Annotated in this window: 12 protein-coding genes; 3 read left to right on the top strand and 9 right to left on the bottom strand. The window is 69.4% G+C overall.

Going from position 1 to position 11,980, the window contains the following annotated elements; genetic code table 11:
• The first annotated feature begins 31 nt into the window (after nt 1-31).
• A complete protein-coding gene (locus tag CYFUS_RS41255; protein WP_095990196.1) occupies nt 32-1,117 on the top strand; it encodes a sigma-70 family RNA polymerase sigma factor in 1,086 nt (361 codons plus the stop codon).
• Nucleotides 1,118-1,127: 10 nt separating this feature from the next.
• Here CYFUS_RS41255 and CYFUS_RS41250 read toward each other — a convergent pair whose 3' ends face one another.
• The 5 genes from CYFUS_RS41250 to CYFUS_RS41230 all read right to left on the bottom strand — a co-directional run bounded on the left by CYFUS_RS41250 (nt 1,128) and on the right by CYFUS_RS41230 (nt 6,622).
• Nucleotides 1,128-1,514: a YkgJ family cysteine cluster protein gene (locus CYFUS_RS41250; protein ID WP_002643380.1), complete on the bottom strand. Its 387-nt coding sequence runs from the start codon at nt 1,512-1,514 to the stop codon at nt 1,128-1,130.
• A gap of 101 nt (nt 1,515-1,615) precedes the next feature.
• Nucleotides 1,616-3,457: an RICIN domain-containing protein gene (locus tag CYFUS_RS41245; protein WP_232537100.1), complete on the bottom strand. Its 1,842-nt coding sequence runs from the start codon at nt 3,455-3,457 to the stop codon at nt 1,616-1,618.
• A 313-nt stretch (nt 3,458-3,770) separates the two neighbouring features.
• Nucleotides 3,771-4,625, bottom strand: a complete 855-nt coding sequence (locus CYFUS_RS41240) for a nucleotidyltransferase (RefSeq protein ID WP_095990194.1) — start codon at nt 4,623-4,625, stop codon at nt 3,771-3,773.
• A gap of 109 nt (nt 4,626-4,734) precedes the next feature.
• Nucleotides 4,735-4,953 (bottom strand): hypothetical protein, encoded by a 219-nt coding sequence (locus tag CYFUS_RS41235; RefSeq protein WP_095990193.1) that lies wholly within the window; start codon nt 4,951-4,953, stop codon nt 4,735-4,737.
• Between the two features lie 118 nt (nt 4,954-5,071).
• Nucleotides 5,072-6,622 (bottom strand): MBL fold metallo-hydrolase, encoded by a 1,551-nt coding sequence (locus tag CYFUS_RS41230; protein ID WP_095990192.1) that lies wholly within the window; start codon nt 6,620-6,622, stop codon nt 5,072-5,074.
• A 164-nt stretch (nt 6,623-6,786) separates the two neighbouring features.
• On the opposite strand from CYFUS_RS41230, the gene CYFUS_RS41225 reads away from it, so the two are divergent.
• Complete coding sequence (locus CYFUS_RS41225) at nt 6,787-7,542, top strand: DUF6683 family protein (RefSeq protein WP_157758956.1); 756 nt, start codon at nt 6,787-6,789, stop codon at nt 7,540-7,542.
• A gap of 15 nt (nt 7,543-7,557) precedes the next feature.
• On the opposite strand, the gene CYFUS_RS41220 is transcribed toward CYFUS_RS41225, so the two are convergent.
• From CYFUS_RS41220 to CYFUS_RS41205, 4 genes are all read right to left on the bottom strand, one after another.
• Nucleotides 7,558-9,123 (bottom strand): beta-ketoacyl synthase N-terminal-like domain-containing protein, encoded by a 1,566-nt coding sequence (locus CYFUS_RS41220; protein WP_095990190.1) that lies wholly within the window; start codon nt 9,121-9,123, stop codon nt 7,558-7,560.
• 55 nt (nt 9,124-9,178) lie between these two features.
• A complete protein-coding gene (locus CYFUS_RS41215; RefSeq protein WP_095990189.1) occupies nt 9,179-10,066 on the bottom strand; it encodes a hypothetical protein in 888 nt (295 codons plus the stop codon).
• A gap of 85 nt (nt 10,067-10,151) precedes the next feature.
• Nucleotides 10,152-10,871: a hypothetical protein gene (locus tag CYFUS_RS41210; protein ID WP_095990188.1), complete on the bottom strand. Its 720-nt coding sequence runs from the start codon at nt 10,869-10,871 to the stop codon at nt 10,152-10,154.
• A 10-nt stretch (nt 10,872-10,881) separates the two neighbouring features.
• Nucleotides 10,882-11,142, bottom strand: coding sequence for a molecular chaperone DnaJ (locus CYFUS_RS41205; protein ID WP_095990187.1), 261 nt, complete (start codon nt 11,140-11,142; stop codon nt 10,882-10,884).
• A gap of 55 nt (nt 11,143-11,197) precedes the next feature.
• Here CYFUS_RS41205 and CYFUS_RS41200 point away from each other — a divergent pair, with 55 nt between their 5' ends.
• Complete coding sequence (locus CYFUS_RS41200; protein ID WP_095990186.1) at nt 11,198-11,956, top strand: DUF4159 domain-containing protein; 759 nt, start codon at nt 11,198-11,200, stop codon at nt 11,954-11,956.
• The last annotated feature ends 24 nt before the right edge of the window (nt 11,957-11,980 follow it).

Below are 11,980 nucleotides of genomic sequence, written 5' to 3'. Positions count from 1 at the left end.
CAATCGGAGCACTTTGCTTAAGAAACCCTCCATGGCGAATGGGCGGAAGAAAACGGCGGGGACGGGTTCTCGGAGCCGGGCGAAGCGGCCCGCCGAGGCCTCCGCGCCCCAGGAATCCGAACCGTTGGAGCCGGAATCGGTCGACCCGGAGGCCCTCGAGCCCGTCCTCGAGGAGCTGGAGGAGGTCGAGGCCGAGGTGGAGGCCTCCCCCGTCCCCCCGGCGCGCGCCCTGGTGAGGGCGGGCGAGTCGGCGGTGACCCGGGCCGACCCCCTCCAGTCCTATATGAACGAGGTGCACCGCCACGCCCTGCTCACCCGGGAGGAGGAGGTGTCGCTCGCCCGGCGCTTCCGGGACACGGGGGACGTGCAGGCGGCCTACCGGCTGGTGGCCTCCAACCTGCGGCTGGTGGTGAAGCTGGCGCACGAGTACCACCGCAACCCCCTGTCCCTGCTGGACCTGGTGCAGGAGGGCAACATCGGGTTGATGCAGGCGGTGAAGAAGTACGATCCCGAACGGGGCGTGAAGCTCAGCTCGTACGCGGCGTGGTGGATCCGCGCGTACATCCTCCGCTACATCATGGACAACTGGAAGATGGTGAAGCTGGGCACGACGGAGGCCCAGCGAAAGCTCTTCTTCAAGCTGCGCCAGGAGCAGGAGAAGCTGGTGGCGCAGGGCTTCGAGGTGACGCCGAAGATGCTGGCGGACCGCCTCAACGTCACCGAGCAGGACGTGGTGGAGATGGACCAGCGGCTGGGGCACGACGAGGTGTCGCTGGACGCGCCCGTGGGTGGAGACGACTCGACGGCGACCCGGGGGGACCGGATGTTGCCGTCGTCCTCGCAGGGGGCGGAGGAGCGGCTGGGCAACGAGGAGTTGCGCGCCCTGTTCCGCGAGAAGCTCCAGGCCTTCTCCCAGTCGCTCGAGGGCAAGGAGCGCTACATCTTCGAGCACCGGCTCATCTCCGACGAGCCGCTCACGCTCCAGGACATCGGCGACAAGTACGGGGTGAGCCGCGAGCGGGCCCGGCAGATCGAGGCCGCGCTCATCAATCGGATGCGCGAGTACATGCGCGAGCACATCCCGGACTTCGATCTGGTGGCGGTGCCCAAGAGCTAGGCCGGGCCGACTAACGCCGGTGCCGCCCCCGGAAGTGCCGGTCCAGGTAGGCCTCCACCTCGGGGCCTCGCCCGGCACCCTGGGCGGCGAGCAGGGCATGAGCCCCGTCCACCACGGCGAGGGCCTCGGGCAGGGACACCTCGCCCTCGGCGAGCGCGGAGAAGAGCTGGCAGTGGTAGCGGCGGCAGCCCTCGGGGCGCGCGGCGTAGGCGGTGCAGTGGCGTCCGTCCAGGGCCGCGCAGCGCTGGGGCAGCACCTGGGTGCCGTCCTCGCGCTCCTTCACCGGCAGGCCGAGCGCCCGGAGCGGGGCGGCCTCGGCGCGCTGGAGCGGCACGTGGGTGAAGAGCGTGCCGTCGCAGCACAGACCGCAGTGCAGGCAGAGGGTGGACAGGGACATGGTGAGCCCCTGGTAACACGGCGGCGGTGGACTCGCCCGGAGTCCATGGACTGGCGGGCGAGCCCCTTACCGCCCGGGAGTGCTCCCAGTTACTGGAGCGTCTACTGGAGCGTCCACTGCTGGTTGGTGCCGCCGTTGCAGCTCCACTGGCGCACCTTCGCCCCGTCATTGAGCGAGGAGGCGTCGACATCGGCGCACCTGGCGCTGTTGGCGTTCACGACCGTGTAGCCCCCGCTGCTCAGCGCGTTCAGGCTGAAGGTCTGGGCGCTCGTGTTGTTGCAATCCCACTGCTGGATGGTGGCGCCATCCGCGGTGCTGGAGTTGCTCACGTCGACGCACTTGCCGCTGTTGACGTTCACGAGGTTGAAGCCCCCGATGGCCGACTGCAGGCGGAAGGCCTGGGCGTTCGTCCCGTTGCAGGTGTACTGCTGGAGGGCGGTCCCACTCGTGGTGCTGGAGTTGGGGACGTCCAGGCACTTGCCGCTGTGCTTCGCGACGAGCCGCACGATGGAGCCGTCCTGGGGACCGGGAGGGGTGCCACCGCCGGGCAGCGTGCCGTCCGCGCAGGTGTTGGTGCCCGTGCCGCCGTTGGGGAAGGAGACCTTCACCGTGGCCTTGGTGCTGCTCTGCGACACCACGGTGATGCTCACGCGGCCATCGGGGTCGCTGAAGGTGCGGCCCGAGGTGAGGCGGGGGTCGCGGTGGGTGTTGGGGTAGTTGGGCGCGAGGTCCAACAGCAGGGGCCGGGAGTACAGGGCGCTGGAGGAGCGGAAGTCCTGGGCGACGTTGATGTGCACGCCCGTGTTGACCTCGGGCGCGCCATCCGGCCCCGCGTTGAAGGTGGCGAGCGTCGGGTTGCGGTACTCCACCCAGTAGTAGAGGGGGTTGCTGCCATCCTTGTCGCCGCCGGTGGAGATCTCCAGGGCCTGGATGCCGGTGGAGGACGTCTGGATGGGCACGAGATCATACGTGGCATCGCGCGAGGCGCGCACGATGTTGCACTTGTTCAGCCAGCCCATGGTGGACTTGTGGAAGGCATCCAGGTGCCCGAGTCCGCCGCCCATGGTGTTGAAGCGGTTGCCGTACTCATCGGGGCTGCAGCTGGCGAAGGGATCGCGCCGGTAGGCAACGCCCGTGCCGCAGCGCGCCGTGGGCGAGTGGTTCATGCCAAAGCCATGTCCCATCTCGTGCGCGAAGGCGTTGGGGTCCGTGCACGTGTAGAGGCTGCCCGGGCCGATGCCCGGCGAGGACGACGTGGGCGGATTGCCAATCCACGCGAGGCCGCAGGCGCAATCGCTGAAGCCCGGGTTGTTGGGAATGACGAAGGCCACGTGTGCATAGACATCCAGGTTGATGCCCTGGCTCTTGGCCGCCGCGCGCGCGGAGCTGTTGATGACATCCAGCGCGCAGCTGGTCGGCTTGGGCATGTTCAGCGGCGCGAGCGCGTCGCCCTGGACGGTCCAGGAGCCGTAGGAGATCTCCTTGTAGTACGCGGCGACCGTGTCCAGGCGCTGCCGGGAGGTGGCGGTGTCGATGCGCGCCGTGGTGCCCGGGAACACCAGGGGGAGGATGGCCACCCGCGCCGTCTTCGCCGTGCCGCCCGCGAGGGCGTCGCGCGAGGTGGACAGGCCCTCGGACGCCGGGGTGACGACGTCGAAGGAGTGCACCGAGAACTGCTCGCCCACGTGGCCCGAGCGGCCCACGCGCTCACCGCGGACGATGAGGCGGTCTCCCGGCTTCGCCGTGGGCTCGCCATCGAACTTCAGCTCGAGCGTCGTGCCGTCTCCGGCCACCAGGCCGTACCCCATCTGGTGCGAGCCATCCGCGTTGTCCACGGCGAACATCCGCAGCTCGCCCTCGTAGCTGCCCGCCTCGTCCATGCCCGCGCACCCCAGGGACATGCCCAGGGTCAGGGCCAGACCCGTCCGGCCCCAGCGGTTCATTCGCGAAACAATGGAAATACCTCGTGCCACGCCAATGGAAGGCATGTCTGTCCCCTGTGTCTGGGTTGAATGAAGTCTTTCTACCTCATTCCCAGCCTAGGCAGGAACAGGAAAACGAGTTTAAAATGTTTGTCGAGAATTAACCCGAAAAAATGAACCCCCTCCTCTTGGGTTGTCTTGGGCCGGGAGTTCTCTCACGGCTGGAGTTCTCGCGGCGGAGTGAAGTTCGCGGCGATCGAAACGATTGCGGAAAGCACGACAGGCACACCCGGAGGGATGTGCCTGTCGGAGGAGTCAGGGCAGAGGTGCGCGCTCAGGGCTTCTTGTAGTCCCGGAAGGTGGGTACCTCTTCCATGCGGGCATCGGTGTAGTTCCAGTGCTCGACGTCCACGCGGTACTGGCCCTGGGCGATGAGCATGCCCCGGCAGAGCTTCTTCTTGTCCGGCTCGTTCTGCTGTTGGCGCGCCCGGTCGAGCAATTCATCCCAGACCCATTGCGGCACGTGGTCGCGCTGGCCCGGATAGCTGAAGCGGTAGAAGGTGACGTGGGCCAGGAGCACCTCCCAATGCGGCTCGAAGCGCATCATCAGGTGCTTCCAGTCCATCTGCTTGCCGCGCGCGAGGATGAGATGGTTGATGTCCGTGCCATCGAAGCGCTCACGCTCGCAGACGAAGGCCTTGGACCAGATGATGTCCTCGGGGGGCGCCACGAGGATGGGCAGGCCATGGACGATGCCGGACTGGGCCCGGTCGATCCACAGGTCATCCACCACCGCCACCCCGTTGCCCGAGCTGAAGATGAGGTCGGCGAAGTACTCGTCGTTGGCGTACGCCTTGGCGATCCACACGGGGTCGTGCATCTTCGTCTGGAAGGACATGCTCGACAGGGCTTCCATGGCGCGCTGCACGTGCTCGCGCTTGAGGAAGATGTCCAGGTCCTTGGTGCTGCGGTAGATGCCCGTATAGACATGCAGCGCGTAGGCGCCCGCGACCACGAAGGGAATCTCCGCGTTCTTGAGTGTGCTCAGGGCCAGCAGGTGCGCGCCCCGCTCGATGGGCGTGCGTTGGTCCGCCTGCATCGGCGGAGGCGCCTTGCTGGGCCGCTTCGACTGCTCGTCCTGTGCTTGCGTGGTGTCCTGCCCAGCCATCTGGGTGTCGATGTCGCTCATGGCACGCCCTCGGTTGTCCTATCGGCAAAGGTAGGTCCGGGAGCAACCGAGCGCAGAGCGGCGGAGAACACCTCGTCTGGCGGGCTGCCCCCCTGGCGAGCAACTGCTCTCAGGTCGGCGCCCAGAGGGCGGTGCCCGGCTCCGCTCCCATCACCTGGCGCTCGGCGTGGCGATAGGCCAGGGCCTTGGAGGCGGCGTCGACCTTCATCTGCTCCCCGCGGGGCCCATGCAGCTCGAGGTGGTACTTCCGCTCCCGCGGCCCCTCGTTCGCGATGCTCCACCCGGCCTGCTGGATGTGCTTCTTGCACACGCGCTGACGACCCTTCATGTCCCGTCCCCTTTTGGAATCGAATGACCGACGAGGCTTCAAGGTCCATCCGCTTCCCCGCGCGTGCAGGAAGGGAAGTGGAAGGCGAGGCCCGGTTGCCTGCTCTCCGGCGCGGCGCTCAATCCCTCCCAGGCTCGAGCGGAGCGCCGAACGGCCACTGGAAGCCGGGGTACTGGAGGCGCTCGGGGGATTTACGTCCCCGCCACGCCAGGGCCTCGCCGGGACGCAGCAGCAGGGCCCTGGGCCCGTGCCGCTCGCGTCGGCGCACCTCTTCCAGCCGCTCGGGGTAGGGGTCCGCGTCCGGGTTCTCGTCGCGGGTGCTGGCGCCGCTCACGGGCTCGCCCGGATAGCCCGGGTAGCGCGGGCCCATGCCCTCGCGCCAGTACCACGGGGCGCCGCCATCCGCGCAGGGCACCACGTAGCGCGCGCCGAGCAGCTCGCCATAGCGCAGCGCCTCCTCGGGGCCGGCCATGAGCCGCTGGGGCCGGGTGAGCGCGTCCACGGGCACGTCGACGAGGTAGGCGTCCAGCGTGGTGTAGCCGAAGAAGAGCGGCTCGAGCCGGAAGCCGCGCACCCCGCAGAAGAGCACGTCCACGGGTGCTTCCTCGCGCAGCGCGCGGCACACGTCCTCCATGTCTCCGCGCACGTCATGCCCCGCGTCGGCGAAGAAGGCCGCGGAGAAGCCCGGCGCGCGCACCAGCCACGTGTTCCCCTCGTTGAAGAGCCCCGGGTACAGGCCCTCGCCATCGGTGGGCTGCTCGCCATGGAAGGGCAGGGCGCGCACGGTGATGTCCCCCACCTGGCGCTCCTCGCCCCAGCGCAGCGGCTCCACCCGGGTGTAGCCCAATTGCGCGAGCCGCAGGGCGCAGTCGGTGGAGAAGAGGCTCTCGCGCGCCACCGAGGGCACGAAGATGCGCGTGTCGCGCGGCAGTTGCAGCAGCGAGCCCAGGTGGAAGTGGTCCCCGTGCGAGTGGGTGATGACGACCGCATCCACCCGCCCGATGTCCCGCGGCTGCATGGGCTGGTAGTCCGCCCGATCCAACGGGTGGGCGGGGCGGAAGTAAGGATCCACGAGGACGCGCGCCTTCGCACTCGCCACCAGCACGGTGTTGTGGCCGACGAAGAGCGCGCCCGGCGTGGGCACCTCCACCGGCGCTTCGTGGCGCACGAGCCAGCCCGCGTCGGACAGGTCCGCGAGCAGCTCGCCTGCGGCGGGCAGCGCCGAGAGGGCCCGCAGCTCGGCGGGAGTCGCCCCGCGTGCCAGCGTCGCGAAGAGCTCGGCGAGCGCGGGCCACTCGCGCGCCTTCACGGGGAAGTCGAGCCCCTGCTCCTCCTTGCGCAGGTGCAGCACGCGGGGCGTGTGACGGGTGGCGTCGGGAAAGAGCACCTCGTGCCGCACGGGGCGCCGGCCCAGACGGCGGCGGCCGCCGGTGCACAGTGCGGCGTAGCGGGGCGTGTCCTCGAGCCAGCGCACGAGGGCGCGTGCCTCGCGCAGGGCGCGCTCGGGGCCGAGCTTCGCGAGTTGTTGCTTGAGCGCGAGCTGGGCCCGGCGCACCGGACGGGAGGTGGGGCCCTGGATGCTGCAGCCCAGGTCCTCATGGTGCTCGGCCTCGGTGCGGGCGGAGGCGAGCACGGCGAGGCTGACTCCGCGATGAAGAGAGAGCGGCATGAAGTTCGTGGTCCTACCAGGACGATGATACCGGTGCGGGCAGGGCGAGCGGACTGCTTGCCCACCCCGCGCTTTCCGATGATGCTCCGCGCCAGACCGGGACCGTGGGCTGGAATGGGAGGTGGGTGCCGGGTGGATTCTGTGTTCCAGCCATCGGAGGGGGCATGAGAGGTGTTTACAGGAAGGTCGCCGTCCTCGCGACGGTGTGCGCCCTGGTCAGCGGGGTGTGGCCCGCGGTCGCCCGGCCCCTGAGTGCCTACCGCGAGTACGACAGCGGAGTGTTCGCGGGCGGTGGTTTCAAGATCTCCCTTCCAGGCAAGGGCCGCGCGGAAGCCTCGAGCGACAAGCCGTCGGGCCGAGGGGGTGACGGGGAGGCGATCTCCCCCGAGTTGTTGCCGCTGTCGGTGTCGTCGTTTCGCACCGTGGGCAACCCCATCATGCCCAAGCGCGTGGCGGAGGCCGTGCCCGGCCTGGACAAGGAGGCGCGCCGGCAGCTCGAGGCATCCCTGATGCTGCTGCTCAGGCAGTACGAGCAGCAGCTCGATCGCGATGATGACTTCCGCCTGAAGAACAACCTGGCGGGTGCCTTCAACTTCCTCTTCGGCGCCGCCTACAGCGTGCACAAGGACGGCCGGGCGCTCAGCCCCGAGCAGCGCGAGAGCATGCTGCGGCAGATCAACGCCGGCTTCGCCCTGCGGCTCAAGGAGCAGCGGCTGTCGGATCGGGAGAAGCAGGAGCTGTACGAGTCCGCCGTGCTCTCGGGCTCCATCATCCTCGGGCTCTACTCGGAGGGGCGGGACACGCGTCAGCCGGAGCAGCAGCGCACGGCGCGCGAGCTGGCGCGCGAGCTGTTGACGCGGCTCATGGGCCTGTCCATCGAGCAGGTGCGCACCGAGGGCGGCTCGGTGCGGATCAACTAGGCGCCGCGCCCCGCCTCAACGCCAGGGGCGGGAGATGACGCAGGCGTTGATGCCGCCCACGCCCATGGACAGCTTGCCGGCGCAGCCCTGGGGCGAGGCCACGGGCGAGTCGAACACGTAGCGCTCGTGCACGCGGCCGATCTCCTTGTTGAGCTCGCCCTCGCTCAGGGGCGTGGGGAACACCTGGCCGCGCGCGTAGCCGAGGTACTGGGCCGTCAGCTCCCAGCCACCCCCGGCGCCCATGCCGTGGCCGAAGGTGCCCTTGCGCGCGGTGACGAGCACCGTCTCGGGCAGCACCGCGCGCAACGTCTCCATCTCCAGGTAGTCCCCCGGGGTGGCGGTGGCGTGCAAGTCCCAGCTTCCCATGTCCGCGGGGCTCAAGCCCGCCTGGCGCAGGGCCTCGTGGATGGCCACGGTGGGGCCTTCCTTCGAGGGGGTGATGATGTGGTCCGCGTCCGAGGTGACGCCCACGCTCAGCGGCTCCATGCCCAGCGGCTTGAAGCCCTGGGCGGTGAAGTGCTCCAGGTCCCCGAGGATCCACACCACCGAGCCGCCGGACACGTGCGTGCCGCGCAGCTGCGTGAGGGGCTTGGACACGGCGCCGTCCGCGCTCACCACGCGCGCGTTGTAGAAGCCGCCCACCACGAGCGGATGCGGCGGCGGATCCGTCATGCCCAGCACCACCGCCTGGGCGTCACCGCGGTGGATGGCATCGAGCGCCAGCTTCAGGCCGTAGCCGAACGAGGAGCAGGCCGCCACGGGCGCGAACGACATGCCGGTGAGCTTGCCCATGATGGAGATCTGCGAGGCGGGCATGTTGTGGATGTTCCACAGGATCTCCGCCGGCACCGCGTTCCACGGCGGCTCGGGCGCGCCCCACTTCTTCTGCAGGCGCTGGTTGCGCGTGCGCTTCTCCTTGATGACGGCGAGCTTGGCGGCCTCCACGTTGCCGCTCTCCACGCCCAGGCCCTCGATCTCCTTCTGCTCGGCGAGGTACTCGCGCAGCTCGGGCGACTGACCCGCCCAGAAGTGCCACCACGCCTCCTCGGCCACGTCCCGGTCGTTCTCCTCCACCGTGGCGGGGTCGGGCGGCAGGCCGGGCAGGGGCTCGCGCGTCTCCAGCCAGTGGCGCAGGGCGGAGTTGCGCTCGGGCGCCGCCCAGAAGCGGTCCCAGCGGCGCTGGGCGCGGTGCAGGTTCAGGGTGATGTCATGGACGGTGGGCAGGTCCCCGAGCCCGGTGCCCACGTAGACGTGGGCGCGGGGCCCCAGCGCCTGCAGCGCCTGCTCCAGCCCGGGGTTCTGCCCCAGTGCCTGGATGAAGGAGCCGATCGCCATCTTCGTGGGCATGCCCATCTTCTTGTCGAGCTGGGCGAAGCGCGTGGCGGGAAAGCGCGCGTCCACCCACGGCTTGTACTCGGCGAAGTCGAAGTCCGGGTTGCCCACCAGGAAGTTGTTGGGACCGAAGCCGCCGTTGAACGCGGACAGCCAGCTCTCCGACGTCGCGAGGTTCTTCTCGAAGGTCTCGATGTTCCGGGACCGGGGCGCGACCACTCCCCAGCCAAAGATTCCGACTCTGCGCACGTTGTGTTCCCCTGATTCCTGATTCGCCGCGGGTGGCTGGGAGTGGTTCCTGTTGCTACAGCGGCTCGATCTTCAGGTTGTCGAAGAAGAGTTGGGCCTCCCAGCTGGAGAACCCGAAACGGTCGTGACCCTTTCCCACGAGGGGAAGGGGATCATCGAATTGCATGAAGGGCTTGCCGTCGATGCTCCAGCGTAGCAGCGAGCCCTTGCGCTCGATACGCCAGTGATACGTCTGTCCCTGCTTCACCGGATAGGGCCGTGCTTCCACGCGCATGTGTGTCCTGGCGCGCAAGACGCCCGTCTCCACGAGGCCCGCCTGCTGCGCGTTGCCCCGCTGCTCCGCCACGCGCTGCGCCTGGCGCTGGAGCTTGTCCAGGGGCGTGCCGTGCTCGTCCAGCCTCGCGATGATGGACAGCGTGTTGTTCCACCCGCCGTGGATGAAGATGTAGCCGGAGGCGTGGTCGGAGCCGTCGCCGAAGAGCTCCACCTTGATGTCGCCCTCGGGTGACTCGGAGCGCACGTCGAACTCGACGGCCACGTCCGCGGGCAGTGACGCCTGGAGCCACAGCGGGTTGTTCCTCACGCCGGGTGACAGCAGCTGGCCGTTCACCACGCGCCAGAAGCCGCCGGTGGAGAAGAAGTCGCGCCCCACCACGCCTGGATCCGAGAAGTCCTGGGCGTAGGGCACCCGGGTGGTGGTGGCGGGCTCGCCCCGGAAGAGGGCGTAGTGGATGAGGGGGAATTGCAAGAGGACGAGCACGGCGCCGAGCACCGCCCAGCCCCCGAGGGACAGACCCTCGGGCTTCTTCCAGGCGGGCGGGGCCTCCGTGGCCGGCTCCTGGGGCCGCCCCGCGGTGGGCTCCGGCGAGGGCTCCGGCGGCGGCTCGGAGCGCCTGGGCTCCCTGGTCTCGGCGTTCTTCTCCTTGCGTCTGGCCTGGCGCATCGGTGTCGCTCGTCCCGGGGGGAGGGTGAGGGGGGCGCGGACTCTACGCGCGGCCCAGGTGCAGGTAAAGACCGAGTCCCGGGGCCTAGTCGCCGCCCCGGGGAACGCTCCAACGCTTCTCGAGGGCCTTCTGTTCCGCCTTGCGCTGCTTGAGCTTCTGGCGTTCGGCGCGCTGCCGCTCGGCTTCCTCGGGGGAGGGCCGCACGGCGATCTGGTAGATGCTGCCGGCGAGCGCGAAGAGGCCCGCGGCGATGACGATGCCCCAGGGCTGCTTGGCCATGACACCCACCAGGCCCGTGAAGCGATGCAGGGCGGCCATGGCCCCGATGACCAGCAGCCACCCGCCGAAGCACGAGGCGATGATGGCGGCCATCTGCCGGTAGAGCACCACGCCGATCAGCCCTCCGAGGATGAGGCCCGGCGCGAACCCGATGACGAAGTCGTTGGGCCCGGCGATCTCCCCGCCGAGCAGACCCAGGGGGATGCCCACGCCCAGGTAGACGATGATGGGCGGGAAGAGGAACCCCACGAGGGTGAGCGCGGCGGCGATGACGTTGATCAGGCGCGGATCCACCCACCCGAGGGAGAAGCGGGTGATGAGCAGGCCCGTCCATCCCAGGCCGATGCACGCCCCGATGGGGCCGGCCAGCACGCGGAACAGGCGACCGCCTCCGGCCAGCAGGAGGATCAGCCCCAGCACGCCGCACACGATGCCGGCCCACATGGGCAGCACCCGGTAGAGGGCCACCCAGCCCGCGGGGTTGAAGCTCTGGTAGGCCTTGAGGGCCTCGAGGTAGGCGTCCAAGAGGATTGTCCTAGTAGCGCGTGGCGGCGAGGACCACGAGCAGCACGAGGAAGAAGGCGGCCAGGGCCGCGTAGCCGTAGAGAGCGGGGGGCGTGGTGCCACGGCGCAACAGCTCCGCGGCCTGGGCCGTGTCCTCGGGAGCCGAGGGTTCGGCGAGGAGCCGTTCGGCGGCATGCCGCGCGGCCACCACGTCCCCGGCTTCCTTGAGCTTCCATGCCGCCTGCATCCGGGGGGATACGGGCTCCCTGGGCGTCTGTCCGCCTTTCGCCATGGCCCTCCTGTATAGCGGGGAATGCGAGGGCGCGTCGACGGTATATAGGGCCCCCATGCCCGTGCGCCCCCTTAGCCGTCGCCACCTGCTGTTCGGGAGCGCGGCGCTCGTCCCGCTGCTGGCCGGACGTGCGTCCGCCTTCGGAGAAAAGAGCCGTTTCATCCCCGCGGTGGCCCGGCATGGCGGCCGCTGGGATGCCCGCCTGTCCGGTCTGCGGCGCATTTCCTGGGAGGTGCAACGGCGTACCTCCGTGGAGGTGCTGCCCGATGCCCGCCCCTTCGCCCTCTCCAGTCCGGAAATCTTCGAATACCCCTTTCTCTACCTGGGCGGAGACGGGGGCTTTCCTCCCTTCAGCACCGCGGAGGTGGAGAACCTGCGGCGCTACCTCACCTTCGGCGGCTTCCTGCTCGCGGACGCCAATGACGGCAGCGACGGGGACGGCTTCGACGCGAGCTTCCGCCGGGAGATCGCCCGGGTGCTGCCCCGCAGCCCACTCACCCCCGTGCCCTCCACCCACGTGGTCTTCAAGAGCTTCTTCCTGCTGGATTCCGCGCCGGGCCGCGTGCTCAACAAGCCCCAGCTCGAGGCGGCGAACGTGGGCAAGCGCGCGGCGGTGATGTACTCGCAGAACGACCTGGCGGGGGCGTGGAGCCGCGGCGAGCTGGGCGACTACGAGTTCGACGTCACCCCCGGGGGCGAGCCCCAGCGTGAGCTGGCGGTGCGCCTGGGCATCAATCTCTGCATGTACGCGCTCTGCCTGGACTACAAGGATGACGCCGTCCACCTGCCGCTCATCCTCAACAAGCGCCGCTGACGCGCGGGACTTCGACTGTCATTC

The organism is Cystobacter fuscus (assembly GCF_002305875.1).
Taxonomy (GTDB): domain Bacteria; phylum Myxococcota; class Myxococcia; order Myxococcales; family Myxococcaceae; genus Cystobacter; species Cystobacter fuscus_A.
Note: the sequence above shows the minus strand (reverse complement) of the source record. Positions and strands in the feature narration are given on the sequence as shown.

Bases quoted from the DNA above. Each gene is read 5' to 3' on its own strand.
- CYFUS_RS41215 (WP_095990189.1), bottom strand. From the start codon at position 10,066: ATGCGCCAGGCCAGACGCAAGGAGAAGAACGCCGAGACCAGGGAGCCC.
- CYFUS_RS41205 (WP_095990187.1), bottom strand. From the start codon at position 11,142: ATGGCGAAAGGCGGACAGACGCCCAGGGAGCCCGTATCCCCCCGGATG.
- CYFUS_RS41235 (WP_095990193.1), bottom strand. From the start codon at position 4,953: ATGAAGGGTCGTCAGCGCGTGTGCAAGAAGCACATCCAGCAGGCCGGG.
- CYFUS_RS41245 (WP_232537100.1), bottom strand. From the start codon at position 3,457: ATGAACCGCTGGGGCCGGACGGGTCTGGCCCTGACCCTGGGCATGTCC.
- CYFUS_RS41225 (WP_157758956.1), top strand. From the start codon at position 6,787: ATGAGAGGTGTTTACAGGAAGGTCGCCGTCCTCGCGACGGTGTGCGCC.
- CYFUS_RS41250 (WP_002643380.1), bottom strand. From the start codon at position 1,514: ATGTCCCTGTCCACCCTCTGCCTGCACTGCGGTCTGTGCTGCGACGGC.
- CYFUS_RS41255 (WP_095990196.1), top strand. From the start codon at position 32: ATGGCGAATGGGCGGAAGAAAACGGCGGGGACGGGTTCTCGGAGCCGG.
- CYFUS_RS41240 (WP_095990194.1), bottom strand. From the start codon at position 4,625: ATGAGCGACATCGACACCCAGATGGCTGGGCAGGACACCACGCAAGCA.
- CYFUS_RS41200 (WP_095990186.1), top strand. From the start codon at position 11,198: ATGCCCGTGCGCCCCCTTAGCCGTCGCCACCTGCTGTTCGGGAGCGCG.
- CYFUS_RS41230 (WP_095990192.1), bottom strand. From the start codon at position 6,622: ATGCCGCTCTCTCTTCATCGCGGAGTCAGCCTCGCCGTGCTCGCCTCC.